The sequence below is a fragment of the Alteromonas sp. Cnat2-8 genome (assembly GCF_022348355.1).
Lineage (GTDB): Bacteria > Pseudomonadota > Gammaproteobacteria > Enterobacterales > Alteromonadaceae > Alteromonas > Alteromonas macleodii.
On sequence record NZ_JAKREX010000009.1, the window covers coordinates 27,784 to 52,212 of the forward strand.

A 24,429-nucleotide genomic window follows, 5' to 3' on the forward strand; every position below is an offset into this window, starting at 1 on the left:
TTGTCAATCATACTCTTTCCTTTGCTATTAACTAACAGTGTTAATGCTCATGATAAAACGCATAACGACACCAGTAATAGTCCTATGTTCTCAGGGCTAGACTCCGACGCAGGAATAATAGCAAAACAATTCCACAAAGCACTCTCCGAGGCTAATGCAGAGACAGTCATGAGCTTACTTGCCGATGATGTCCTTATTTTGGAAGGTGGCAGAATTGAGCGCAGTGCCGACGAATATCGTGCACATCATTTGCAAGCAGACATGCAATTTTCATCTGCCGTAACCACGAAGACGATTGAGCATCATGTTCGTGTGCATGGTAATACAGCTGTCTCCATTTCAAGAAGTCACACTTCTGGAAACTATAAAGGTCGAGATAATGATAGGACAGGCAATGAAACGCTCTTTTTAACGCTAATCAATGGACAGTGGAAAATCAGTCATATTCATTGGTCTCACTAACTCCCCACCAAACTAAAATAAAAAGGTCAAAATGATGAAACTTTTCTATGCAAGCTGCGTTGTTATTTTTTTAGCCACATCACCATACATTTATGCGTCTGAGCAAACGAACGACGAAACCGAGATACTAGAAATGATCCAAGATATTGAAAAGGGGTGGGAGTCTGGTAACGGTATGCCGTTCTATCAACATTATCTTGGCCAGGTAGGTGCGCGTTACATTGAGTCAGGCGGTCAGAATAAAGGTTTAGAGGATTTGGTCAAAAATCATGTAGAGCCGGAAAAAGAGGTATTGAAACGATTGACCATTGATATTCTAGATATCGAAACAAACGTTGAAGGAGACTTCGCTTGGGCAGTTACGACAGTAAATGTTTCAGGAGAAGTGCGCAAAACCGGCGCAGTTTTTGATAAAAAAGGATTTCAAACCTATTTATTTCGCCGAACTGATGAAGGATGGAAGGTCATTCATTCGCATTCATCTACCCGTGATAACAAGCCACATAAGCACCATTAACAACGTTGAATTCCGTGCAAAATCGCAATATCACATTGGATGCAATACGAACGTTAGCCATTGTGTTGATGGTTGTCTTCCATTTTGCTTACGACCTTCGTTTCTTTGGTTGGGTTGATTGGAATGTCCCCAATGGAAAAGGGTGGAGGGAGTTTCGGTATGTAATATTGACGCTCTTCTTCGTGAGTGTAGGCGCGTCGCTCGTGCTCGGGAATTATCGAAAATTTAGTCTAAAAATGTTTTTACTGCGGCTGTTTTCCATAGCATTCTGGGCCGCGGTAATATCGCTTTTTACGTACTATTTTTTTAATGCAAACTGGATATTCTTTGGCGTATTGCATTTTATTGCTGTAGCGAGTGTTTTGTGTGTTCTGTTGATTCGAAAACCCATATTGGCGCTGTTGTTGGGTTTTGTTGCGGTCACGTTGTTTAACAGTGGCCTCGTATCCAGTAAATGGCCATTTAATCTGATGAGTTTGTCACTACCTCATTCTCCAAACGATTACGTTGCAATTTTTCCATGGATAGGTGTTGTATTGTTTGGTATAGCGATAGGGCACGTTTTGAAAAGCGGATTTGATCCGTTTGCAAAATGGAATATTCCGAATAAGTTGACTCTTCTCGGACGGCATAGTTTAGCAGTTTACATATTGCATCAACCTATCTTTTTTGTGCTGTTTGGTACTATCTATTGGTTGAGCTCATCGGTGTAACTATACACCTTCTTTTACTTTGCCATAAATCACCTTCAGTAACTAATATCCGCTATGCTGCTGCAGACATAAAATTACGATTAGATGTGCACATTTTTTTGGGGGAGAGTCAAGGCAGCAGAGTAATGCTTAATAAACGCATATGCGCTTGCGCGCAAATGCATGTGTCGATATACTCTTGTTATCAACGCTAATGTGTTTACAGTAACGCAAGATTAATTCGGAGAAAATTGTGCTTTTAGTGCCAACAAACCCAGACTATCGTTAATACTCGAACAGTTTTGGCCGTTCTTCTTTGAAATTGGTGTATTTTGACCACAAAGAGCTACATTCTTTTGACTCTATTACGTCAGTTATTTGTCTTACAGTAGCCATATCGTTTTCTACCAGCAATGCAGACACTTGTGATAATATTTCGTCTTTAGCGGGTTTTTCTTCAAAAATTTCGTGAAGTTTCAAACATCCCCTGATAAAAACCAAGCTGTCTACCATGCAGATTACGCGAAAAATGAAACGCGGTAACCGCTCTGGTGTTTTGTATTCGCTTCGTTCTTCGTTTAACCAAAAGAGTAAATTCTGCTCAAAAGCTACAAGGTTTTCATTGATCCGTTGTGTCGCATCGACATTCAATATACCAAACCGCGACATTTCAGCCTCATAAAATGCAAGATCTAGTAATGCTTCGTAATACAGCATTTTAGCATCTTCTAGCTTGTTTTTGACTTTTTCAAACCGTGAAATTGCGTGCTCTTGAATTGAAATCACTTCTCTTAATATGCTTGGATCACACCGAACCGTTGCTGTTTCATCAATTGAAGTAAGCGTTAAGTCGTTAAAAACCGATCGTAACCATCTTCCACTAAGAACCGGCGAAGATATATGGAGACCGCTAGATTTTTAAATATCAGCCCATTTTGTGTTTCTGTTTCTCCCATTAGATTTTCAAATGCTGTCTCTGCATGTTGAACCTTGTCTAAATTTAATTGCTCAAGACGCCTTACTTCTTCCTTATGGTCTTGAGTGAGGCGAACAATATCGTTTTCGTGCCTCTCAGTCAGTGAATTAATTTGCCGCTGCGTGTTCATTTGTAGTTCTATCAGTTCACGATCCGTTGCTTCTCTCAAGGCAACTAAGTCGCTTTCAGCTTCATCTTTAACTGCCTTCGTTCGCGAACTTTGAACATGGTTCATCCAAGAAGCGAGTAGTGTTTCAGATTTAGTCGATTTATGCAGTTGATTTAAATGGGGTTGCAATTGCATTCGAATGTCTTACATGTTGAGAACCTGCAAAGACCGCTTTACCTGCTCTAACTCTTGAGCACTCAACTCACGTAACTCTGCGTCAGAAGCCTCTGAAATTTTCTTATTTGCGTCATCAATTTGTTGCTCAATCCGAGCCAGTCGCCTGTTGACTTCTGAACTCGAAAGGGTGGCATTTTCCAGCAAAATCAAGTCACGATTAATTTCATCAATTTGTGCTTTAAGACCAGTTAATCCTCTGTAAAAATCGCCATGCTCACGATCATTTGGATGTGCGAGCGATGATGACATCACAAGAAACAAACATATCCATCTTTTCATAAACTATTTCCTTGTTACAAGTAACCACAATGCCAATTCAATATGGGTAGAACATACGTTCACAATATCGAAATCGTCACAGCAATGACTAAAAGTTTTTTAGTCAGGGCGCAGAAGAGAGCTCATAAACAGACCAGTAGGATCGTATTGTTGTTTTAATAATTTCAAACGAGCTGTGTGTTGGCCGTAGTAAAGAGCAAGTGGCGACCCATTCCCCATGTCATAATTTTGGTAAGAATGACCATTAAAAAACGGTAATAGCAAATCGAAAGATTTATTCACCCAATCGATAACTTCAGTATCGTCACATTCAGCTTGAGTGATCCCTGTGATACTACAGACGAAAGAAGCGTTGCGGTGAATAAATGCCGAATCGTCAGCGTTTACATCCTGAATAGCGCCACAAAGCGGGTCTAGCATAAATCCACCTGAATTTCCCGGACAAGCTCGGTAACACGATAAAAGTGTTTCAATGAATTCGTCTGATAGCTCGCCTTCAATTATGCCATTTCGCCAATACAAACTCAGATCACTATCGTAGTCATTGGATTGGCATTCAACGTATTGCGACCGCCTACTTAACAATTTGGCACCGTCTTGCCATTTGGCTACAGAATCCAAACCCTGCACCGAGTCCTCACTAAACCCCATTATCGAAATTCGAGCTTTATCTTCCATCGATCGCGAGAGATATGCATATAGAAAAACCGATCTGTTATCACTGAGCACTGTTTTGCTATATTGCCTAAGAATAGATCGTGCGTGACATAATGGCCACTCGAGTATTCGGCCATCAATATTTTGGGGGGCATCGTGTAATTTAAACGTGATATCGGTCACAACGCCAAATTGACCATGGCCACACCCTTTTAATGCCCAAAATAACTCCGCATGTTGGGATTCTGTCACTTGTCTTACTTTACCGTCAGCAGTTATCAATCCAAACGCGAGCACATTGTCGCAACTCAAACCAAGCTTTCTGGACAAAAAACCGATCCCCCCTCCCAATGTTGCGCCGACAACACCAACATCGGGACAGGTACCCAAAGGAACCACTTTATTGTGTTGCGCTAGAAAATGGTCCAATTCACTATTTTTGACGCCTGCGCCGACGTTTACTGAGCTCTTATCAACATTCAGTACAGTTGTTTTAAACATCGACATATCAATTACAATTGCATTGTTAAGGACCGACATGCCACTTACACCATGCCCTTGACCCTTAATTGTAATGGATAAGCGCAACTGCTTTGCACATTTGACAATGTGTATAATATCGGTCTTTGTCTTAGGTTGAATAATTACTAACGGAAAACGCGAAACACCTTGATTGAATACTTTCCTGTTTTCTTCATATTCTGCACTACCCGGTGACCAGAATGCGCCGCCAACAAGACTTGCCAGTTCTACTAGGCTTGTTTCAGTAGCACGCGTGTCAATTGAATCAGTTTTTGTCTGTTTTGCAGGTGAAACTTCAACAATACTCTCTAGTAAATTCCAACTACGACTTCCAAAAGTGTTTGGCGTGACATCGCTTAGCAATTGTCGCAGATATTGTGCAACTAATCGGGGAGGTAAAAGCTTGTTTGCCGAAAACATACTGCGCATTAACTCCGATGCAGGCAAAACTCGATTTGAGGCTTGCCTTATCGTTTCCTGCATCTTCGTGTCGACGTTTCCAGGAGCCACAGTTGTAAAAACAGCAATATCGTTATCGACTTCACGTTGAAAACACTGGCACAGCATATTTAATGATGCTTTGCTCACACAATAAGCTGAGGCGCCAGCAACGGGTTGTACAGGCAAATCACTGGTTAAAAACATCACGCGGCTATGACTAAATTTTTTTAAGCATATCTGCGTTAAAAGGCGAGGTACTTCGACATTTATCCATTGGGTTGCCTCCCACTCATCAGGGGCGACGTTGCTAATACCTCCAAATGGCATGACAACACCTGCGCAATGGATCAGGTAGCTAAAGTGAGTATGCTGATTGACGACGTTTTGAAGGCTTTTAATACAATCCCTATCAGTGAAATCGATACACTCGATTCTGATCCTATCCCCATAAGACCTTTTAAGCTGTTGTAAAGTGTCTGGATTTCTGCACAGTGCTACGATCTGGATAAAAGGGTAGGAGAGTAGAAGCTCTTTTGTAAGCGCAAGTCCTATACCAGAGCTAGCGCCTGATATTAGTGCTGTCTGTTGATACAACATCTTAAAAGCCTATTTCGTAGAAGAGTGAAAGCTCACTAATATGTTTGATAGCTTCAGCATAAGTAAAGTCCTTGAATGGATAAATAAGTTAATGATTTGATTACAGAAATGTAATCAAGCTGTAATCGATTCGTTGTGAAGCTTTGATCTGGATCAACTACATTTGAAATGAAATCACTACGATTAAATACATAAACATTTAAGGGTAAGGTTCAGTGACTCGGTTCTCGTTAGTAAACATTTGGATAGCACTACTGCTGGTCAACACGTTATCGGTGAGTGTCCATGCTACGCGTGACATCGGATTTCATGAACATGCATCGACGGTGTTTATCAATGGTGAACGTGCACACGATGATGAGCAAAAAGAGCCTTTCACATCTTGTTATTGCCCAGACTGTTTTTATACGGACAATTCGTCTTCCAACGCACCGCTTGCCATTCTTGAAGCACACTCCTGTTTTTTAATTGAGGCGCTAGAGGATAGAAATCACAGAGATCGTTATCAGGTGCTCAAAAGACCTGTTCCGCCAAATCACCCGCCTCCCATAGAGTTTTTTGTTACTTCGTAAGCGCACTTAACAACGCAGTGCCAAATAAGTAAATCAACCCAGTTAGTGGGTAAGAAAAACAATTTAAAAAGAGAAATACTATGCGATTACGTAAAGGAGTGTTGCATGCAATGATTTTTGTGGCCGGTATGATCACATCGTCACTATTGCTTGCATCTGAGACCACCGACCGGTTTGTCCTTGTGGGATACGGTGACGTTAAATATGAAAGTGCAGATGTAGCCGACACCGATGCTTTTTCGGCCAGGTTTATTCCCATTTTTTTATTCAGCTTAAATGACAAAATGCATGTCGAAGCAGAACTCGAGTTTGGATTGGGCGAAAACGGGGAGACCGAAACCGAGCTCGAATACGCTGACATCCATTATTTCCTGAACGACAACACAACATTGACTGCCGGAAAATTCCTTTTACCATTTGGGCAGTTTAGTGCCAACTGGCACCCTAGTTGGATTAATAGAAGTATATGGACCCCCGGCGTCTATGGCGCTCATGGCTCGAGCCAAGCAATGGATCCATTGTTACCTATTCTTAGTGACGTAGGCGTAGCTGCACAGCAAGTCTATCAAGTCGGCTCGGCCAAGGTGTTTGTGGATGTTTTCATGACAAACGGTCCGCGCTCTGAAGCTGCTCATGACGAAGAAGAGATTGAGGATGATCATGATGATCTAATAGCTCGCTTTTTCGCACCCTCTGCTGCAGCTGATCCTGATTCGGAAGAAGATGGTCATGGTGAGGCGTTCCCGGAAGTGGAATTTGAAGCGACGAGTTCTGACAACAATAGCAATAAAGCGTTTGGTGGCCGCCTGGCTATTGCCTTACTACCTTCAATCGAGATTGGAACGTCATATTATCAAGGTGCCTACGACGAACAAGGACAACTAGATATCACAGCCAATGGGTTTGATATCAACTTTATTAGTACTCACGCCATCATCAGAGGCGAGTATATTAAAACTGAAACGGACTCATTTGTTGAGCGAGATCATGAGCAAACTATTGACTCATTTTCACGCAATGGATGGTTTTTACAAGGTACTTTCTTCGTTGGGCACGCTTTTCAATCCCTAGGTAGTACTGAATTGGTCCTTGAATATGCTGAAACCAATAAAATTGAAGAAGCGGAGCGCTGGATGGTAGGTGTCAACTATTGGTTGGACCCTCGTTCAGTTATTAAGGTGGGCTATGAAGATACAGACGTAGTTGAAGGTCCTGATGATACACGGTTTGCTGTGCAATTCAGCTATGGATTCTAGGGGATATCATGAACAAGAAATTAATTATATGTGCACTAATCACATTTATTTCGTTACCGAACTTGGCAGACGATGAAACCACACTTTCTGGCGCAGAGTTAATTAATAACAACTGTGCGCGTTGTCATAACAGTAGGCCTGTGCGTGAGTTTTCTATCAGTGAGTGGAGAGTGATCATGCCACACATGCGCGAAAAAGCGCATTTAACCGGCAGCGAAGTAAAAGCCATTCTTGAATTCATGGAAATAGCTTCTAGTCCTGCTCAACCGGTAGAGGTGACTCTGGCTAAATCATTAACAGTCAATCCACGTGACGTACTCACTCGATATGGTTGTCAGGGGTGTCATCAAGTGCAAGGCGCAGGCGGAACACTCGGTCCATCGCTGGATAATGTTATTAGCGAAAAAGGCAGGGCATTCTTTTTGCGCAAAGTTAAGGAGCCTCAATTTAATAACTCGTCGTCCGCAATGCCGCAAATGCCGATTACAGATGATGAGCTTGAAGCTTTAGCTGAGTTTTTATCGTCCATATAGCCTATTGACCTGAGTCTAAGACATTAGATTAAGGTGACAAGACGTAAACTTTAAACCTAAAACGCTCAACTGAGCATAATCAAAGGAAACAATCTTATGAAAAAGCTTACTTCACTATTACTGGCCAGTGCTTTAGTCGTTGCGCCAATAGCGACTTCTTTTGCATATCAACAGACTGACAAATCTGATATGCCGATGATGGATGGTCAGATGATGCAAAAGATGCAGACGCATATGGAAGAAATGCGCGCAGTATTGGATGCCGTTAAGAGTGAATCGGATCCGGAGAAGCGCGAAGCCATGTTGCATGAGCATGCCCAAAAGATGCAAGACATGATGGGCATGATGGAAGGAAGCGACTCGATGGGGATGAAAGCGGGAAAAGGAATGAAACACAAACACACTGATATGTCCACCGAAGACAAAATGAAAATGATGGAACAGCGTATGTCGATGATGGAAGACATGATGAGCCAAATGATGGGGCACACCGCTGAAAAGTCTAAACCAATACATAAACACAAATAGAGCTAATCACCACGTTACGAGGCAGGAGGTGACCTGCTGTCTCGCTTATTTCAATAATCACAGGAATTTTACATGAATAAATTAATTAAGTTTTTTTCAATTGTAGTCTTGTCAGTTGGACTCCTCGGAGGATGCGCAAGCCAGGTTTATCACGACTACATCATGAGTGGGCAAGTTGTTACAGTCGATGATAAGCAAGCAGTGGTATGTGTATCTGATACGGATGGTTTGAAGGAACATCAAGTTTTTAATGTCTATAGAACTGTCTACGACCCTACAGCAATCTCAGAAGGTGAAAACAGCTATTCACGAGAGTTCGTTGGGAAAATTCGTCTTGGAAAAACTAAGGATAAGCACTTCGCGGAAGCTATTGTGCTGGATGGCGAAATTACGCGTTATGACATGGTCGAGTTTGACCGTGGTTTTTGATTAATATTTTAATTAGGAGTATGCCGTTGTGAATAATAGAGTTTATCACCAACCCTACCGTATAGCGATTATTGTGACGCTGGTATTAGTGAGTGTCTTATTCACAACCGCGTGCTCAGCAGTACCACAAAGTACTGAGCCAGACAAAAAAAACAATTCATCAGAAACTAAAGAAACTCAGCCTGAGTTAAACGTTGATGACTTCGCTAAAATCCAAACCGCTTTGCGCTCGTTAGACAATTCATTAGCGACCCAGCCAAAAAGCAATGAGAGTGTAAATCCGAGTGATACCAGTGTTTCACTCAATACATCATCAATGCCACTTTCAGCAACAAACACAATGAAAATGGGAAAGAGTAAGAATAAAGGCATGATGCCAATGCGCGGGAAATCGTGCATGGGAATGATGTGCAAAATGATGATGAAAAACAGCTCAATGATGGGTACACCACCTGAACAAAATAAAACACAGATATCTGGTTCTCCATTAAATGAAAGCTTACCCGGTGTCAGTGGAGCGCTGCATTTATACCACGTTGGAGAGCAAGCTTTTTTCTTAAACCACAAAGAGACACTCGAATTGACCGATGGTCAGTACCAAACGCTTCTCACGATCCGAACTGAATGGGAGTCTACTCAACAAAGCTTTACGCTGCAGCGAAGTGCGTTAGAAGCATCGTTGTGGGAATTGACCGCTCAGGGGCTACCTCAATACGACAATATCAAAGACACCATTGCTGAAATAGAAGCCACAAACAGCGCCTTGCGGTTGCAGTTTATTACATCGGTAGGGAAAGCGGTATCAGTATTAACGCCCTCTCAGATCGCTAAGATAAATAGCCTGTGGATGGCCGAACAAACAGGTGAGTTATGAGCATGTGGTGGCCACACACATCATTTTTTCTGCGTTACGCCGTCATTTTGAACGTTATGCTGTTATTCGCAACGACGAGCAGTTACGCACAGCAACAGCCAGAGGATAGTGAGCATGCGAGCCACCATCCTGAAGCTACCAATGATCCCACTGTCAACGCTAATACGGATGTTTTGCCGACTGCTACACAAGGTAAAGGGCCGCTGGGCAATGCTGACGCCATGATGGGACCCGGAATGGCAAAAGGCATGGATAAAATGATGGAGAAAATGGGTGCACCCAAACCTAAAGATCTCTATCCCACGCTAATGCGCATGCATTCAGCTACACCCGAACAAAGAGAGACTGTTCTGATTAAAGCAACCGCAAGAATGCAACAAGGAAGTGAGCAACTTGCTACAGGTTTTGATTGGCTTGCCCGCGCAGCTGCCACTGATGACTATTCCCAAATGCAAATGGCTGTTGAAACAGTTAAAGAGGGTATAGCCCATTTTGACAGTGGTCTTGCTGCGAAACGTGCCATACAAGACGGGCAAGAACCACGAAGAGTGGCATTAACCTGGTTCAAGTCACAAATGAATTTGCTTCCCAGTGCGCCGGAAAAAGGTACTTCAACCCTATTTGGTATGACACCGTTTCACAGCGCAGTGATGCTCGTTTTACTCATATTTACAATTGTTATGGTGTATGTGTATGGATTTAAGATGCGCAGAGCTGCCGCGCTGCTCGAAGAGCTTAAGTCTACAGACACCGCAAGCACATCTGCGCCAACGACAAAAGTTTCCTCTGTTGTCGAATCTAATCCGGCTGCCCAGCAGCATGCTTCGGCACCAGCGCAAAGTAGCGAGCCAGCATTGTCATCCACTGCCTCATCGCGCAAGGGCACGTTTAGTGGCGATATGGTAGTAACCGCGATTTTTAATGAAACCCATGATGTTAAAACGTTACGTCTAGCCAGCCCAGATGGACAAACCATTCCATTTGATTTCGAACCAGGTCAATTTGTCACGTTCACACTGAACATCGATGGTTTTGAAAAGCCAGTTAAGCGCTCATACACCATTGCATCATCGCCCACTGAACAGTATTACTTTGAAGTTACGATAAAGCGAGAGGAGTTCGGTGTGGTTTCTCGTTATATGCATGACGCGGTTGAGGTAGGAAATACGCTTTCAATTAAAGCCCCCGGCGGTAAATTTTATTTCAATGGTCATGGTTCAAACAGCGTGGTGTTGATTTCTGGGGGAGTGGGGATCACACCGATGATGAGCGCTGTCCGCTACTTGACGACGACGTGCTGGGACGGTGATATTTATTTTCTGTTTTGTACGCGAACGTCCAACGACTTTATTTTTGAACAGGAATTAAAATATCTGCAAGCACGTCATCCTCGGTTAAAAGTACTGGTCAGTATGACTCAAGCAGAGGGTACATCCTGGATGGGGCCCCAAGGCCGCTTTTCATCCGCAATGATAAACGAATTTGTGCCAGATATTGCCTCAAAAACTGCGCATATTTGTGGGCCTCCTGCAATGATGGATGCTACGAAAAAAATGCTAGCCGAATTGGGTATGCCTAACACGCATATTAAAACCGAAGCGTTTGGGGCTGCTAAACCAGAGCCCGCTCCCGTTAAACCTCAATTAGCCACTAACACCAACGCAGGCGACAACAGACAAGTACGGTTTAGTCTTTCAGACGTCGAAGCCCACGCGGGTCCGGATGAGACCGTATTAGACGTCGCTGATGGACTCGATGTAGATATAGAGAATTCATGCAGAGCGGGTTCGTGCGGGAGTTGTAAGGTGAAACTGCTACGTGGTGACGTCGATATGGAGGTTGATGATGGGCTGGAGCCTGAAGATAAGCTCAGTGGGTATATTCTGGCGTGCCAAGCTATCCCTAAATCTGATGTGGAGGTTGAGGCTTAATGAATTCTCAAGAGCGCACAATTGTAAGCAGCTTGGTTGTCCTAATGATCCTGCTATGGCTCGGTTTTTTATGGCATAGAGACCCAGCATTCCCAGGCAGTTTTATTGGATTTGGCGTGGGTTTAAGCGCTTCGGTATTAATGCTTATCCCATTGGTATACATGACCATTAAGCGTAACAAATCACTTAAGAAAGTCGTGACGAAGCACATCGCTATGCCAACGCTCCTGCGTATACATATCTATGCTGGTGTGCTGGGGCCTATTCTAGCGCTGATCCATAGTGCCCATCGTTTTGATAGTGCTACCGGAGTTTCGCTTGTTATCTTTATGATGGTCGTTGTGATCAGTGGGTTTGTGGGTCGATATGTACTCGGTCTTATTTCATCGAATGTGAAAGAGAAAAAGCGCCAAGTAAATGAACTCCACGTTGCGCTTTCTAACGCAAAACAGGCGTTGAAAGACGCAGTCTGTGATGACAGATATTCGACGTTTGCCCAAACATCCGCACGACATATTCCTTACATCACGTTAAATGTGCCTACTTCAGCACAAAGTAAATTGTTCAAACAAGAAAGCCAGGTTCTTTCTATCATTGATACAATTTCCGATGTTGAGTACAGCATTCTCATTCATGACACCGCGAAGGTGTGGTTTGCTCGTTGGTTAAAATTTCACATCGTGATTTCAATGACACTTTATGTAGTCCTGTTTTTTCACATTTTCAGTGAAGTTTACTTTGGACTGCGCTGGTTATGATGAAATGGATAATAATCGTTCTTGGCTTAGTTGCTGCTGGCTTTGGCGTCAGTCATTTCATTCATATGCCTGAAGATAGCGCACAAATTCCATGGGAAAAAATGGTTGAACCCGGTTCACTCAATAAAGCACATGCCTTTCTCGCGGATGACTGTTTGAGTTGTCACACACCGGTGAAGGGCGTTGAGCGTGACAAATGTGTGGCGTGTCATGCAAATGATACGCATATCGTTGCGCGTCAACCCACTGCATTTCATACCGACATCAAAGAATGTGCAAGTTGCCATGTAGAGCACAAAGGTGAATCGGCCAACATTTCGCTCATGAGCCATATAGCGTTAGTCGACATTGGTTTCAATATGCTCCCCAACCCAAATGTCCCGTTTGACGAGGGCGCTGCCACCATGGCGTTTTTGGAGAACATACTAGCGAATAAACAAACTCCTGAGCCCTTGTTTGTGCACCCTGAGGTCAGTGATAAAGAAGCCTTATTAAATTGTACGCAATGTCACAGCAACGATGATCGCCATTTAGGTCTATTTGGAGAGGATTGCGTGCAGTGTCACAGCACAGACAAATGGTCATTGCCAAAGTTTATTCACCCGTCGAGTCAATCACGTGATTGCAATCAATGTCATGAAGCGCCGCCCAGTCACTATATGCAGCATTTTAAAATGATTTCCGCCAAAGTGGCAGGCGAGCCTAAAGCTAAAGTTGAGGAATGCTATGCCTGCCATCAATCTACGTCCTGGAACGATATTAAGCGTGCCGGGTGGTATAAACACCATTAAGGGGTACAAACTGTGATCACAAATTCCATTGCGCTCGCAACCTCGGTGCTGATCGCAATAGTATTGTGTCTGCCTCGCTTACGACAATCTTTCCAATGGCGAGCAACAGTCACACCGTTGGCTTCCATTATTGGTAGTGGCTTTTTGATCATTGCACCACTGCTGCATTCGGTAATGGGGAAATGGGCACTGCTTGGAATAGTGTTGTTGTCCATTCTGGCATATGCGCTGGGGTCGGTTATTCGCTTCAATATACGCCACGCAGAACCTGAGCTAGCTAGCAATCAACAAAGCAGTATTATGACGCTTGAAAAAGCAAGTCAATGGGCGCTTGGTGCGGCATATGCCATTTCCGTGGCGTTTTATATTAGTTTGTTTGCAGCGTTTGTTTTTGATCGTTTATCTATCTCTGATACGACGTACATCAAACTGTTTACCAGTGGGTTGCTTGTCATCATTATGGTGGTCGCTTGGCTTCGAGGTGCTAGGGGGCTAGAGACCATTGAGCTATTCGCCGTGACAATAAAGTTGGCTATTATAGTAGGTGTGCTCGCAGCGCTGGCAACCTACGACATACAAGTACAAAGTGCTTGGTTTCAACATGAAGCGATACAGGCATTGAGCCATTTTGAAACTGTTAGCATGCTCGCAGGGATGCTCATGGTAACGCAAGGGTTCGAGACAACCCGTTTTATGGGGAATAACTATACGCCAGAACAGCGCATTAAAGCGAGTCGTTATGCTCAGTGGATCGCTATTTTTCTCTATGTTGTTTTTATCGGTCTAACGTGTCCTATTTTCCTGAATTTTCCGATCACGGAATTAAACGAAACAACGATTAGCTACACCCTAGGGCAAGCAATATGGGTATTGCCGATTTTATTACTGGTTGCCGCCACGGCAAGTCAGTTAAGTGCAGCATTAGCCGATACTATCGGTGGCGGAGGCCTCTTAAAAGAGCTTTTCCATTTACCTATCTCCCCCCAATTTTACTACGTTTTAGTTATCGCCATCGCAGGTATATTAGTTTGGTCATCTAACGTATTTGAAATTATTAATCTCGCTTCAAAAGGGTTTGCACTTTATTACCTGATCCAAACAATAATCGTGATCAAACTCGTGATGCGTCAAAGCACAGGTCAACGCATTAGGTCAACAAAATTACTTGGTCTATCGGTGATCGTTCTCTGTTTATTCTTTGTGATTGGCTGGTCAATTCCAGCACCTCATAGCTAATAAGGAAAATACCGATGCTATCACTAGAAACTACACCAACAATTGACCAAATTAAAAATGCGGCTAAGCGCTACGCTATCATTGGTGTTGGAAATCTACTGCAGCGAGATGATGGCGTTGGTGTGCACGCGGTTCGTGCTCTGCAACCCCTGCTAAAGTCTTATTCAAATGTATCTTGCATTGACGCTGGGACACTGAGCTATGAACTTTTGGAGTGGGTCGCGAGTTCCGATCATACGATAGTCATCGACGCGGCCTACATGCGCTGTTCGCCTGGTACGGTGAGAGTGTTTGAGGACGAGGCAATTGCGGATCAGTTTAAGCAAGCGACGACCCATTCCGTTCACCAGATCACGGTGCGTGTGTCCTGCTTGCTCGCGAGGACTATGGTTTGCAAGGTCAGCTAAAGTCTGATTGTGGAAGCGTTGTTCCTCTTATTGATCCAATCAAGCATTTGGAAGGTGTTCGTTTTGTGCGTGACCCAACTCGTGGAGGGTTGTCAGTATTACTCCATGACGTTGCTAATGAAACAGGCTTCGATATCGAGTTAATTGAAAATAATATTCCGGTGCGACCTGAAGTGGCAAGCGTGTGTGAAATATTAGGCTTTGATCCGTTTGTTTTAGCGTGTGAGGGACGCATTGTTGCTGTTGTTGCCCCTGACATAAGCGGTAAGGTGCTAGAACACTGGCGGAGCATTCGAAACGGGGAGCAGGCCGAACACATTGGTGTAATAGTAAAAAACACCGAATCAAAAGGGCGCGTGACCATTGTTACGCCAATGGGAGGAAGACGTTTCATGAATGAACTCGAAGATGAGCCGCTTCCAAGGATCTGCTGAAAGAATAGGTGTTGACCTGTGAGCAACACATAGGTTTACCCTAGTAACGTGAGAGTAGAACATAGGATTAAAGGCGTGCTTAACCGCATATCTATGTTGATAAAAGAGGAGCGTTAAAATGCGCGTTAAACAAATTGCAGATGCACTAGAGATTAGCGCGGACAGCGTACGGTATTACACGCGCATTGGTTTTTTGGTGCCAAGTAAATCGCACAATGGTTACAAGTATTACAGGCCCGCTGATGTGACACGACTACGGTTTATTTTAAGCGCGCGTTCATTAGGTTTCTCTATCAATGATATTAAGGAAATTCTGTTCACGTCATCACAAACCAACGCGCCATGCCCGACGGTTCGGCGCCTTATTGAACAAAGGTTGAAAGAAACTGAACAGCGGTATCAGGACATGCATGAGCTAAGACTGCGCATGCGAAAAGCAATCTCAGAATGGGAAAATACACCGGATCAGCATCCAACGGCCGATACGATTTGCCATTTGATTGAAGGTTTCACAACACTTAAATCATAACATTATTTAGAGAGGGAGTGGCTCATGAATTCAAAAACGGACGATGCGAAAATTCATTCGTGTTGTGGCGGTGACAAAAAAGTATCAACCGCTAGTAAGGCGGTCGAGAGTGAAACACATACTGAGCAAGTCTCTGCGTCTTCGGGTGAGCTACAACTCAATATCCAAGGTGCAAGTTGCGCCAGTTGTGTGTCTAAAATTGAAGCGGCCTTAAAACAGGTCTCGGGTGTCACCAATGCTGAGATGAATTTTGCTGAACGCTCGGTGTTGGTGATGGGCAGTTCATCCTCCCACGCATTGATTAAGGCGGTAGAGCAAGCTGGGTATAACGCAACATTAGCGAATACGGATTCAGATGAGGCTGCCATTGAAGAAAAGGAACAGGCGGACTGGGCATATTATAAAAAACTAATGCGAGACATGGTCATTGCATTATCTCTGGGTGTGCCACTGATGCTTTATGGCTTGGTGACGGGGGAAATGAGCGTCAACACGACCACTGAGCGGATCGTGTGGTTGATTGTAGGGATCATGACATTGGGTGTTATGGTGTTTTCTGGTCGGCATTTTTATGTAGGTGCTTGGAACTCCTTTAAAAATCACGCCGCGAACATGGATACTTTGATTGCATTGGGGACAGGAACAGCCTGGTTGTACTCTATGGTCGTTGTGTTTTTCCCCGGATATGTGCCTGAAATGGCGCGGCATGTCTATTTTGAAGCAACAGCCATGATAATTGGTCTCATTAATTTAGGCTTAGCGCTTGAGATAAAAGCACGCGGTAAAACGTCCGAGGCAATTAAACGACTGATTGGTTTACAAGCCAAAACAGCTCGCGTCATTCGTGATGGGCATGATATAGATATTCCGATTGAAGATGTTCTGCTAAATGATCTTATCCGGGTTCGCCCTGGGGAGCGCATCTCTGTTGATGGCTTAGTTGTCGAGGGCCAGACAAGTATTGATGAATCAATGCTAACGGGTGAACCCATGCCCATAGAAAAACGAAAAGACGATGAGGTCGTTGCCGGCACGATAAACAAATCAGGCTCTATCGTCTTTCGAGCAGAGCGCGTGGGAAAAGATACCGCGCTTGCTCAAATTATTAACATGGTAAAACGCGCACAAAATTCTAAACCGCCTATTGGTCGATTAGCTGATATGATTTCCGCCTATTTTGTACCGGTCGTCATGATCATTGCCGTGATCAGTGCGCTGGCCTGGTTGAATTATGGTCCATCTCCTGAAGTAGCTTTTGCAATCGTTTCTGCGACCACAGTACTGATTATTGCCTGCCCTTGCGCCTTGGGTTTGGCCACACCGATGTCGGTGATGGTCGGTGTGGGAAAGGCGGCTGAAGCGGGGGTTCTTATCCGAAACGGCGAAGCGCTGCAATCTGCATCAAAAATAACCACTATGGTTCTAGATAAAACAGGCACTATTACTGAGGGGGCCCCTAAAGTAACAGATGTCGTTATAGTTTCAGATCATAGTCACAACGATGTGCTTTCTTTGGCGGCTAGCCTTGAGTCTGGTTCTGAGCATCCACTTGCCATGGCGATCGTTGAATCTGCAAAGGAGCAAGGTGTGCCGATCCATTCCGTTACTGATTTTCAGTCCATTGCGGGGAAGGGGGTTGAAGCCATGCTAAATTCTCAACGCCTGCTATTTGGAAATGAAAAATTGATGATAGACCAAGGGATCGAGCTTCATCATTACATCGACAAAGCGCAGAGGTTAGCAGCGGATGCAAAGACCCCTATGTATTTTGCTATTGATTCTACATTAGTTGCCGTAATTGCCGTCGCTGACCCAATAAAATCTGACTCAATAGATGCGATAAAGCGGCTACAGCATAACGGGATACGAGTTGTGATGTTAACCGGGGATAATCGACTGACCGCAAAAGCCGTCGCCCGAAAAGCGGGGATTGCAGATTACGTTGCCGAAGTGATGCCGGAAGATAAGGCAAACAAAATACTTGAGCTTCAACGTGAAGGCGAAATTGTGGGTATGACCGGTGATGGCATAAATGACGCACCGGCCCTTGCTCATGCCAACGTCGGCTTTGCGATTGGGACTGGGACTGATGTAGCGATAGAAAGTGCGGATATAACGTTGATGCGCGGCTCCCTACATGGGTTAGCGGATGCAATTGCCGTGAGCAAAGCAACACTGCGTAACATCAAGCAAAACCTCTTTGGCGCATTTATTTATAATGTCGCCGGAATACCATTTGCGGCAGGCGTCTTTTATCCATTCTTAGGGATACTGCTTAACCCAGTCATTGCTGGTGCAGCGATGGCATTCTCATCACTAACGGTGGTGACCAATGCTAACCGATTACGTCTATTTAAAGCGAAAGAGCACTAGGAGTACACAATGATGATATGGATTAATTTAGCAGGGCTTATCCTGATTGGGCTTATTGTTTGGTGGTTTTGGCTTTACAAAGCACAATCAACCCAGATAAAAGACGGCAGTATCAAAGTCCTTGTAAAAGACGGCGTGTATCAGCCTGCCAATATCACGGTGCCGGCGCATCAGTCCGTTCAGCTTATGTTCGTCAGAGAAGATGCAACGCCCTGTGCAGAAACGTTATTGATCCCGGAGTTGGATATCAATGAAACATTAGCGCTTAACAAGCGAGTGACGGTCACTATTCCTGCTTCCAGTGCCGGCGTTTACCCATTTCATTGTCAGATGCAAATGTATCGTGGCACGTTGGTGATCAAGTGATTAAACGCTTTTTATTAACGTAAAAGATACCAAAGCGAGGTGTATTATGAGTAAACAAAAAGTCCCCTTTTGGCGCACCCCCAGTGGTTGGTCTGCCATAGGCCTTATTACCGCCGCGAGCTACTTCTTGCTGGTTGAGCATGGTGAGCATGTGTTTCCGTATTTACCTTACTTGATCTTGTTGTTGTGCCTTGTCATGCACATTTTTATGCACGGCAGTCATGGCAAAGGACATGAAACACATGAGCACACCGAAAAAACATTTAAAGAACAAACCGAGGACAATGAGCAATATCGAAAAGGCTATATCGAAGGGTTAGAGCAGGCCCGTAAAGGAAAACATAAAACGGAGAATAATAATGCACGGTGATTCTGATTATGGGCTCTGGGCACTAGTCATTATAAACTCAGCCATTTTTATCTTTTTTGCGTTTAGTTTTATCAAGCCGAAGTCGAAAACAGATTGGCGAAGCCTAGGTGTATTTTCCGCTTTTATCGTGGCCTTATTTACCGAAATGTATGGTTTCCCCCTGACAATATACTTTTTGTCAGGGTGGTTAGCGGAAAGTTATCCAGGGGTAGACTTTTTAGCGCATGAAAATGGTCACTTGTGGCATACTTTGCTAGGGCTATCCGGCGATGCTCACTGGGATATTTTACACATCTTAAGTAATGTCATCATCATTTTAGGTTTCTTTTTACTATCCGCTTCTTGGAGTGTCCTACACCACGCGCAAAAATCGCATAGTTTAGCCACTACTGGATGGTACGCTCGCTGCCGGCATCCTCAATATGTTGCATTTATACTGATCATGTTTGGCTTTTTGTTGCAATGGCCAACACTGCCAACCTTACTTATGTTTCCAATTCTTATTGTCGTTTATGCTCGACTCGCCACGCGAGAAGAGCAGCAAGCTGAATCCGAGTTTGGTGATAGCTACAGACACTATAAACAAACGACGCCAGGTTGGTTTCCCCGTATGGGTATTTCAAACGTTTCAAGCACTAATTAAGGATTACAAAATGAACAAAGTACTACTGTCATTACTGTTTGTTGGAGGGGTGTTACCCGCGACATTTGCTGCTGCTCAAACGTCGATGAGTGCGGATGATATGCTTCGAAGTAATGAGCTTGTCATGGATACACTAATGCAACGCATACAACGGATCAACGACGTCTCTGATAGGCAAACTCTCATCGTTGAGCATATGAAAATGATGGAAATTTATTTAACGAATATTGAGAAGAGACTCCAAAGTGAAACAGACCTGCAACACAAAGCACATCTGGAAGAAACGTACACAAATGGCCTTCAACGAAGTCTCGTTCTTATCGACAGCGGTTTAGCAGGGGGCGACTTTGTAGTCATGGGAAATTCGGTAGACGAACATTTGTTTTATCTTGAACAAAGAATGTCAATTTTACAATCGTTAATGAAGCAGCAGCTCGGTGCCAATAGTGTTTTAAATAATTAAAGAAATGACGAACATAAACAAGTTAACAATCGATTTATAGGAGGAAAAGATGAGCGATCTAGATCACAGAGTCGGTGTATCAGAGGCGAATTTAGTCGTACGGCATTTAAAGTTGGTTGGTATTACCGAAGATAACATAGAAGCAATTATTGCTGGCATTGATGGGACCTTTGGAATCGATGCAGTTTCATTTGAGGACGCCAAAAGTACCCTGCATATAGGCTACGATGCAACCCACTGCAATTTAGATGGCATTGAGACAATCATTCGTGACAACGGGGCAGACATTTCGGACGACTTTTGGACAAAAATGAAAGAAGGCTATTACCAATTCGTTGACGAAAACATTCGTGAAAATGCAAAACACAAACCCTGGAGTTGCCACCGTGTTCCTCCTGGGCAAACCCATAAAAAGTAATTGTTTCAATAGCAACGATCAGACTTACGTTACGCCTGATCGTACAGCCATAACAAACAAAAACAGGACAACACAGTAAAAACGAAGCGGACAGAATTAAGTTACTTAACTTGGGAATAATTGAAAGAAACCCAGCTGAGCATGAAATCCATCAAGCGGTACAAGAATTCACAGGTTCCGTTATGCCTAACGCAAAATATTCACTGGAAAAAGCATTAAAAGCGTTTTCTTCAAGCAAAGACGAATAGAAGCGTGGCAAGTTTTAGCCGCTGGAAGGGGCAATTTTTCTATTACCGGCACATGGGTAAATAAAGTGTTAGTGAGTACTTCAATAGGGGCTTTGGTAGCTGTTTTAATAATAGGATTGGCGAAGTTAAATAAATTCGATAAAGACCGAAGTTTTTATCCAACGCTCACTGTTGTGATCGCGAGTTACTATCCATTGTTTGGAGTGTTAGAAAGTTGATTTATATGGCATGAGTTGTGTGATTCATAGACATCATTTCACTTTTCTCAGTTGCAGGTCGCGTTGATAATTTGATAGCTGAATGCGCTCGTCCTCAGTTATATAATCCTCGTGAACCTCTTCTCAAAGTGGGGCTTGTTCAAGTCTTTCACAGACAATATCCATTGGCGTTTTTCCCTTTAACGAACCATGTGCCCGTTGCCAGTTGTAGTAATGCTGCCATTCGGGCAATGTTTCGTTTTTTAGTTCGTCTAGATTCAAGTTTACTGTCGAATAAAACTCTTCTTTGTCGGTTCTTTGCGACCTTTCAACCTTACCATTCAGGTGAGGAGAACCAGGCTTGTTAGGACGAAATTTGATGCCATAATCCATCAGCTTTCGCTGAACTTTCTCTGCGAAGAATTCTGTACCACGGTCGGTTTGTATTCGCTGTATTGGAAATGGCATTTCCTCGATTACCTTATCGATAAAAATAAGGGTGTTTGCTGCCGACCTCCGGTTAAACACATCCAGTACGCGATATCTAGAGCAGTCATCAATAGCAGTATATTGGTAAATTCCAGGAGCGATTTTGCATGTATCCATCTGCACTCGATCACCTGGAATGGGTCTTTGGTAACGGATGAAGTCTTTTTTCTTCCGTTGAAATACTATTGGTTTAACGTCATGTCTGGTCAGCACCTTATGTATGGAAGCAAGCGATAATTGAACACTATGCTCGCGAAGAAGTTCATTTTGGATTCTCCGCGCACCAAGCTTCCTGTCTTTTTTCAGGCTTAGAATCCATTCCTCTATCTGATGGTTTATTTTAGCATTTGGCGAGGTATGAGGGCGTTTAGAAACGTCCTGAAGACCGTCTAGACCATTTTCTTTATATCGTTTTAACCATTTACGAAGAGTGGGTCTGGACATACCACACCTGCGGCAAACCAGACCTGCATTTTTAGTTTCTTCGTAAAGCTCAATCCACTTGAGTCGCTGTCTAATTTCTTTGTTCATAGAGTCGTATTATGTTGAAACGATCTCTATGAATCACACACATAAACGTCCTTGTTGTCTTAAATATTCTGACTACTGTCTTCGAAGACCGTAATTAAAGATTCATCCAAATAGGGACCGATCTCGCTAAAATCGTAAATGCTATTTATGTTCTTATTGCTAATGATCCTTCTGCATTTTAATTTAGTTAAAAATGAATCACTACTAGCAACGGTGAGAATATCTTGTTCAAGATCTCCAGCTAGTTTTTCAGCCAATTTAGATTCTAATCTTCGCGAAATATTCTCAATAGAAGGCAAATGCTCTTCGTTAGTGTTATCGACCCAATCTTTGGTCCTCGTTAGATGATTCTCAATTACCTCGAAAGTTTTTTCAATTTTTATGTTTTTCTGCAACCGGTAAGCAAGTATTGGGTCATGTTTTGAAAGCTCTAAAATAGCGCTGTCAAACTGAGAGGAGAAATCTACTCGCAGTTCTTTCTTCATACCAATGATTAACGAATTAAATGCTTTTTCAAGGGCAATTCGTAGCTCTGCTTCGAATGCTGATTTATCTTTAGGCGAGAATGCTTGGTCATTCAATTTCTCTAAATACAGCTTCAAGTAACCGTCAATCGCGCGATCTGTATTAATTACTGAATTGATAAATACATTGCGTAACTCAAGGAGTAAATAAATTATTGTTCGATTACTTTCTTTTTTTTCTCTCTGAATTTTCCATATATATGTTGCTAAGGCTACTAAAATAGTTGCACTAGCGGTAATAAAGGATCCCAAAATCTTAAGTTCTATCATGTAACTCTCGTGCGATAAACTCATCAACTAAAGATGCTAACAAATGCAAAATTAGTTTTTGTTTATGAAGTAGATTAATAAGTATCAGCAATTTTGTAATACTGTGAAGATAGCGTTTTGCGCAGACTCTCTAAATTCACGACCAATTCTTGGTGTGTATGAAGGGTGGGGGGCTGATATTACAGTTGTTTTAAAATCGCCTTTTTGCAGGCTACCTACTGAAAACTTGAACGTTACTTTACCTCTCACTTCGTGATGCTGTATGTCTGTTAAGTTTGAAGAGTGTAGTAGCCAATTCTTTGATGATGGGCTATTAGAGCTCTTGGGAACAAGAACAACTTTTGGCTTGAAGTACTCGATTATCTGATTGTTCAGCTCGTAAGAAAACTGAATAGCTCTCTCTAAAAGCGCTTTATCGTATTTAGCCAACTGAGAAGTGAAGCTTTTAAAATCCTTACTTCCCCACAGCACTATGTTAGCCATGAGCGTTTTGTGTTCACCAAACCGCTTGTTGAATATCTCTGAGTAGAATTGCCACTTGTTGTTTGGCTTGTTAATAGGATCCCACAATGGGACATTCGCACCGTCGCTATTTTTGTACGCTTCGCTGAAATTGTCGTTCATGGCTTGTTGCACAAAACCCTCGTAGTGGGAAGGGGAGGAAGGAGACAAAATAGCGTCGAGAGATTCAGGAACATTAGGATTTGAGCCTAACCAAATTACATCAACTGATTCGGCATTGAGCTTACTTAATACTTTTGCTGTCTCGATTTCCCCGAAGATAGAGCCTCTAAACGGTATCGAATAAGAGCCTGTACCTCTCTTGAGCGCTTTATTTTCTTGATTTTCTACAAAGTCAGAAATACTATTGTTTATTGCTTCAAATATATTCAACGTCATGTCCTTATGATTTGCTTGCGTATTCTTTACAAAGCGACTTTTTAACTTTTTCGTAAGCTTTTTATGAACTAAAGATACGGTAATGCTTGTCTAGCTTCCAAGTGCATTGACTCGGTATTAGATTAAATTTATCACATACCAAGGTTTGAAGCTCAACGCTCTGTACCACTTTTCTGTCTGCATATATTTTAAAGAACTTTGAGTTTCCAGAGTAGATTATTCTACCCCTGCTGACTTCTTGATATTCAACAGCAATGAGCTCAGGAAAACACGGAAGGTATATTCTATGCTCTTCCCACTCTACTAAATGGCTAAAGTCACTGTCATAGAGTGAAAGGCTATCAGGCTCTGTACTATTCAAAGGCATTGCTTTAGCAAGTACAGTCGACTTGTAGACCCAAAAAATACCAATATGAGGCAGCTTAGTTTTCATCTTGTATATCTCCAACATGTTGACGTCACCCAACTGTCTTGACAGAGATTTACAACCCTTTAATTATTTTAAATTTGCTGCTGAAGTGAGCGCTATTCGCTTGCATGATATATCGTAGTCAAAAGAGGAAAGCTAACTTCTTATCTCTACTCGAATAGGTAACGTTAATGTGCATTAACATGAACTATTTAACATGAAAGTAACTCTGCTACGGTTCTAGATCAGAAAGAGAATTATCACAATTATTATAGTGCCCCTTCATAGATTTCAGTCATCTGTGGAGCCTCTTCAGATTTTTAGGAAACCTCCCCTAAAGAAGCTTGCTATGCCAGGAATGAGTGGTTGTTAACAAACAAAGTATACTTCAGAATTCATACTCGAAGCGGTATTACTCTGCTAGAAACCTGATATTATTGGTCGTCAGATTGCTTTAGATA

30 protein-coding genes and 1 pseudogene are annotated in these 24,429 nt (G+C 43.0%); 23 read left to right on the top strand and 8 right to left on the bottom strand.

The annotated features are described in order from the left end of the window. From MHN00_RS19905 to MHN00_RS19915, 3 genes are read left to right on the top strand one after another with little or no spacing between them, the layout of a single operon-like run. Positions 1-462 carry a nuclear transport factor 2 family protein gene (locus MHN00_RS19905; protein WP_239302175.1) on the top strand — a complete coding sequence of 154 codons (462 nt, stop codon included), beginning with the start codon at positions 1-3 and terminating at the stop codon, positions 460-462. Between the two features lie 31 nt (positions 463-493). Beyond that, complete coding sequence (locus MHN00_RS19910; RefSeq protein ID WP_239302177.1) at positions 494-979, top strand: nuclear transport factor 2 family protein; 486 nt, start codon at positions 494-496, stop codon at positions 977-979. A gap of 14 nt (positions 980-993) precedes the next feature. After that, the gene (locus MHN00_RS19915) at positions 994-1,692 is read left to right on the top strand and encodes a heparan-alpha-glucosaminide N-acetyltransferase (protein ID WP_239302178.1); all 699 of its coding nucleotides are present in this window, start codon (positions 994-996) and stop codon (positions 1,690-1,692) included. Between the two features lie 264 nt (positions 1,693-1,956). On the opposite strand, the gene MHN00_RS19920 is transcribed toward MHN00_RS19915, so the two are convergent. The 4 genes from MHN00_RS19920 to MHN00_RS19935 all read right to left on the bottom strand — a co-directional run bounded on the left by MHN00_RS19920 (position 1,957) and on the right by MHN00_RS19935 (position 5,489). Then, positions 1,957-2,457, bottom strand: coding sequence for a hypothetical protein (locus tag MHN00_RS19920; RefSeq protein ID WP_239302180.1), 501 nt, complete (start codon positions 2,455-2,457; stop codon positions 1,957-1,959). A gap of 59 nt (positions 2,458-2,516) precedes the next feature. After that, the gene (locus tag MHN00_RS19925; protein ID WP_239302182.1) at positions 2,517-2,951 is read right to left on the bottom strand and encodes a hypothetical protein; all 435 of its coding nucleotides are present in this window, start codon (positions 2,949-2,951) and stop codon (positions 2,517-2,519) included. A gap of 9 nt (positions 2,952-2,960) precedes the next feature. Further along, the gene (locus MHN00_RS19930; protein ID WP_012516843.1) at positions 2,961-3,272 is read right to left on the bottom strand and encodes a hypothetical protein; all 312 of its coding nucleotides are present in this window, start codon (positions 3,270-3,272) and stop codon (positions 2,961-2,963) included. Between the two features lie 99 nt (positions 3,273-3,371). Next, positions 3,372-5,489 (bottom strand): SDR family NAD(P)-dependent oxidoreductase, encoded by a 2,118-nt coding sequence (locus MHN00_RS19935; protein ID WP_239302184.1) that lies wholly within the window; start codon positions 5,487-5,489, stop codon positions 3,372-3,374. 215 nt (positions 5,490-5,704) lie between these two features. On the opposite strand from MHN00_RS19935, the gene MHN00_RS19940 reads away from it, so the two are divergent. From MHN00_RS19940 to MHN00_RS20035, 20 genes are all read left to right on the top strand, one after another. Beyond that, positions 5,705-6,061: a hypothetical protein gene (locus MHN00_RS19940; protein WP_157187941.1), complete on the top strand. Its 357-nt coding sequence runs from the start codon at positions 5,705-5,707 to the stop codon at positions 6,059-6,061. A gap of 128 nt (positions 6,062-6,189) precedes the next feature. Beyond that, positions 6,190-7,317: an OprO/OprP family phosphate-selective porin gene (locus MHN00_RS19945; RefSeq protein WP_239302186.1), complete on the top strand. Its 1,128-nt coding sequence runs from the start codon at positions 6,190-6,192 to the stop codon at positions 7,315-7,317. 8 nt (positions 7,318-7,325) lie between these two features. Beyond that, positions 7,326-7,850 (top strand): c-type cytochrome, encoded by a 525-nt coding sequence (locus tag MHN00_RS19950; protein WP_014996996.1) that lies wholly within the window; start codon positions 7,326-7,328, stop codon positions 7,848-7,850. Positions 7,851-7,946: 96 nt separating this feature from the next. Further along, positions 7,947-8,378 carry a hypothetical protein gene (locus MHN00_RS19955; RefSeq protein WP_012516848.1) on the top strand — a complete coding sequence of 144 codons (432 nt, stop codon included), beginning with the start codon at positions 7,947-7,949 and terminating at the stop codon, positions 8,376-8,378. A 72-nt stretch (positions 8,379-8,450) separates the two neighbouring features. Next, a complete protein-coding gene (locus MHN00_RS19960; protein WP_012516849.1) occupies positions 8,451-8,807 on the top strand; it encodes a hypothetical protein in 357 nt (118 codons plus the stop codon). A 28-nt stretch (positions 8,808-8,835) separates the two neighbouring features. Then, positions 8,836-9,681 carry a hypothetical protein gene (locus tag MHN00_RS19965; RefSeq protein ID WP_044556710.1) on the top strand — a complete coding sequence of 282 codons (846 nt, stop codon included), beginning with the start codon at positions 8,836-8,838 and terminating at the stop codon, positions 9,679-9,681. Then, on the top strand, positions 9,678-11,612 hold the full coding sequence (locus tag MHN00_RS19970; protein ID WP_202285640.1) for a 2Fe-2S iron-sulfur cluster-binding protein: 1,935 nt from the start codon (positions 9,678-9,680) through the stop codon (positions 11,610-11,612). The genes MHN00_RS19965 and MHN00_RS19970 overlap by 4 nt, the downstream gene beginning before the upstream one ends. Then, a complete protein-coding gene (locus MHN00_RS19975; RefSeq protein ID WP_014996999.1) occupies positions 11,612-12,370 on the top strand; it encodes a hypothetical protein in 759 nt (252 codons plus the stop codon). The genes MHN00_RS19970 and MHN00_RS19975 overlap by 1 nt, the downstream gene beginning before the upstream one ends. Beyond that, the gene (locus MHN00_RS19980) at positions 12,367-13,161 is read left to right on the top strand and encodes a cytochrome c3 family protein (RefSeq protein ID WP_014997000.1); all 795 of its coding nucleotides are present in this window, start codon (positions 12,367-12,369) and stop codon (positions 13,159-13,161) included. Before MHN00_RS19975 ends, MHN00_RS19980 begins: the two co-directional genes overlap by 4 nt. A 12-nt stretch (positions 13,162-13,173) precedes the next feature. Further along, on the top strand, positions 13,174-14,397 hold the full coding sequence (locus MHN00_RS19985; protein ID WP_043959777.1) for a hypothetical protein: 1,224 nt from the start codon (positions 13,174-13,176) through the stop codon (positions 14,395-14,397). Between the two features lie 14 nt (positions 14,398-14,411). Next, positions 14,412-14,804 carry a hydrogenase maturation protease gene (locus MHN00_RS19990; RefSeq protein WP_014997002.1) on the top strand — a complete coding sequence of 131 codons (393 nt, stop codon included), beginning with the start codon at positions 14,412-14,414 and terminating at the stop codon, positions 14,802-14,804. Beyond that, positions 14,789-15,238 carry an AIR synthase-related protein gene (locus MHN00_RS19995; RefSeq protein WP_014997003.1) on the top strand — a complete coding sequence of 150 codons (450 nt, stop codon included), beginning with the start codon at positions 14,789-14,791 and terminating at the stop codon, positions 15,236-15,238. The genes MHN00_RS19990 and MHN00_RS19995 overlap by 16 nt, the downstream gene beginning before the upstream one ends. 118 nt (positions 15,239-15,356) lie before the next feature. Further along, a complete protein-coding gene (locus MHN00_RS20000) occupies positions 15,357-15,767 on the top strand; it encodes a MerR family transcriptional regulator (protein WP_015066020.1) in 411 nt (136 codons plus the stop codon). Positions 15,768-15,791: 24 nt separating this feature from the next. Next, complete coding sequence (locus MHN00_RS20005; RefSeq protein WP_196494312.1) at positions 15,792-18,140, top strand: heavy metal translocating P-type ATPase; 2,349 nt, start codon at positions 15,792-15,794, stop codon at positions 18,138-18,140. A 9-nt stretch (positions 18,141-18,149) separates the two neighbouring features. Continuing rightward, a complete protein-coding gene (locus tag MHN00_RS20010) occupies positions 18,150-18,506 on the top strand; it encodes a cupredoxin domain-containing protein (protein ID WP_012516868.1) in 357 nt (118 codons plus the stop codon). 46 nt (positions 18,507-18,552) lie between these two features. After that, complete coding sequence (locus MHN00_RS20015) at positions 18,553-18,876, top strand: DUF2933 domain-containing protein (protein WP_014997005.1); 324 nt, start codon at positions 18,553-18,555, stop codon at positions 18,874-18,876. Continuing rightward, complete coding sequence (locus tag MHN00_RS20020; RefSeq protein ID WP_014997006.1) at positions 18,866-19,519, top strand: isoprenylcysteine carboxylmethyltransferase family protein; 654 nt, start codon at positions 18,866-18,868, stop codon at positions 19,517-19,519. Before MHN00_RS20015 ends, MHN00_RS20020 begins: the two co-directional genes overlap by 11 nt. A 10-nt stretch (positions 19,520-19,529) precedes the next feature. Continuing rightward, entirely contained in the window at positions 19,530-19,982 is a 453-nt protein-coding gene (locus MHN00_RS20025; RefSeq protein WP_239302188.1) for a hypothetical protein, read from the top strand. Positions 19,983-20,031: 49 nt separating this feature from the next. Then, positions 20,032-20,400, top strand: a complete 369-nt coding sequence (locus MHN00_RS20030) for a hypothetical protein (RefSeq protein ID WP_012516876.1) — start codon at positions 20,032-20,034, stop codon at positions 20,398-20,400. Between the two features lie 110 nt (positions 20,401-20,510). Beyond that, entirely contained in the window at positions 20,511-20,648 is a 138-nt protein-coding gene (locus tag MHN00_RS20035) for a hypothetical protein (protein WP_239302190.1), read from the top strand. A 251-nt stretch (positions 20,649-20,899) separates the two neighbouring features. On the opposite strand, the pseudogene MHN00_RS20040 reads toward MHN00_RS20035, so the two are convergent. From MHN00_RS20040 to MHN00_RS20055, 4 genes and pseudogenes are all read right to left on the bottom strand, one after another. After that, positions 20,900-21,865, bottom strand: a pseudogene (locus MHN00_RS20040) (IS481 family transposase). Between the two features lie 59 nt (positions 21,866-21,924). Then, positions 21,925-22,659, bottom strand: a complete 735-nt coding sequence (locus MHN00_RS20045) for a hypothetical protein (protein ID WP_239302192.1) — start codon at positions 22,657-22,659, stop codon at positions 21,925-21,927. Positions 22,660-22,743: 84 nt separating this feature from the next. Continuing rightward, on the bottom strand, positions 22,744-23,559 hold the full coding sequence (locus tag MHN00_RS20050) for a hypothetical protein (RefSeq protein ID WP_023559485.1): 816 nt from the start codon (positions 23,557-23,559) through the stop codon (positions 22,744-22,746). 61 nt (positions 23,560-23,620) lie between these two features. Beyond that, complete coding sequence (locus MHN00_RS20055) at positions 23,621-23,992, bottom strand: hypothetical protein (RefSeq protein WP_226434503.1); 372 nt, start codon at positions 23,990-23,992, stop codon at positions 23,621-23,623. Positions 23,993-24,429 lie beyond the last annotated feature (437 nt).

Excerpts from the sequence above, each read along its gene's own strand:
- MHN00_RS19930 (WP_012516843.1), bottom strand. The coding sequence starts at position 3,272 with ATGAAAAGATGGATATGTTTGTTTCTTGTGATGTCATCATCGCTCGCA.
- MHN00_RS19945 (WP_239302186.1), top strand. The coding sequence starts at position 6,190 with ATGATCACATCGTCACTATTGCTTGCATCTGAGACCACCGACCGGTTT.
- MHN00_RS19935 (WP_239302184.1), bottom strand. The coding sequence starts at position 5,489 with ATGTTGTATCAACAGACAGCACTAATATCAGGCGCTAGCTCTGGTATA.
- MHN00_RS20045 (WP_239302192.1), bottom strand. The coding sequence starts at position 22,659 with ATGATAGAACTTAAGATTTTGGGATCCTTTATTACCGCTAGTGCAACT.
- MHN00_RS20050 (WP_023559485.1), bottom strand. The coding sequence starts at position 23,559 with ATGACGTTGAATATATTTGAAGCAATAAACAATAGTATTTCTGACTTT.
- MHN00_RS19910 (WP_239302177.1), top strand. The coding sequence starts at position 494 with ATGATGAAACTTTTCTATGCAAGCTGCGTTGTTATTTTTTTAGCCACA.
- MHN00_RS19925 (WP_239302182.1), bottom strand. The coding sequence starts at position 2,951 with ATGCAATTGCAACCCCATTTAAATCAACTGCATAAATCGACTAAATCT.
- MHN00_RS20005 (WP_196494312.1), top strand. The coding sequence starts at position 15,792 with ATGAATTCAAAAACGGACGATGCGAAAATTCATTCGTGTTGTGGCGGT.
- MHN00_RS20000 (WP_015066020.1), top strand. The coding sequence starts at position 15,357 with ATGCGCGTTAAACAAATTGCAGATGCACTAGAGATTAGCGCGGACAGC.
- MHN00_RS19980 (WP_014997000.1), top strand. The coding sequence starts at position 12,367 with ATGATGAAATGGATAATAATCGTTCTTGGCTTAGTTGCTGCTGGCTTT.
- MHN00_RS19955 (WP_012516848.1), top strand. The coding sequence starts at position 7,947 with ATGAAAAAGCTTACTTCACTATTACTGGCCAGTGCTTTAGTCGTTGCG.
- MHN00_RS20010 (WP_012516868.1), top strand. The coding sequence starts at position 18,150 with ATGATGATATGGATTAATTTAGCAGGGCTTATCCTGATTGGGCTTATT.
- MHN00_RS19970 (WP_202285640.1), top strand. The coding sequence starts at position 9,678 with ATGAGCATGTGGTGGCCACACACATCATTTTTTCTGCGTTACGCCGTC.
- MHN00_RS20020 (WP_014997006.1), top strand. The coding sequence starts at position 18,866 with ATGCACGGTGATTCTGATTATGGGCTCTGGGCACTAGTCATTATAAAC.
- MHN00_RS20030 (WP_012516876.1), top strand. The coding sequence starts at position 20,032 with ATGAGCGATCTAGATCACAGAGTCGGTGTATCAGAGGCGAATTTAGTC.
- MHN00_RS20015 (WP_014997005.1), top strand. The coding sequence starts at position 18,553 with ATGAGTAAACAAAAAGTCCCCTTTTGGCGCACCCCCAGTGGTTGGTCT.
- MHN00_RS19990 (WP_014997002.1), top strand. The coding sequence starts at position 14,412 with ATGCTATCACTAGAAACTACACCAACAATTGACCAAATTAAAAATGCG.
- MHN00_RS19975 (WP_014996999.1), top strand. The coding sequence starts at position 11,612 with ATGAATTCTCAAGAGCGCACAATTGTAAGCAGCTTGGTTGTCCTAATG.
- MHN00_RS20055 (WP_226434503.1), bottom strand. The coding sequence starts at position 23,992 with ATGAAAACTAAGCTGCCTCATATTGGTATTTTTTGGGTCTACAAGTCG.
- MHN00_RS20025 (WP_239302188.1), top strand. The coding sequence starts at position 19,530 with ATGAACAAAGTACTACTGTCATTACTGTTTGTTGGAGGGGTGTTACCC.
- MHN00_RS19950 (WP_014996996.1), top strand. The coding sequence starts at position 7,326 with ATGAACAAGAAATTAATTATATGTGCACTAATCACATTTATTTCGTTA.
- MHN00_RS19960 (WP_012516849.1), top strand. The coding sequence starts at position 8,451 with ATGAATAAATTAATTAAGTTTTTTTCAATTGTAGTCTTGTCAGTTGGA.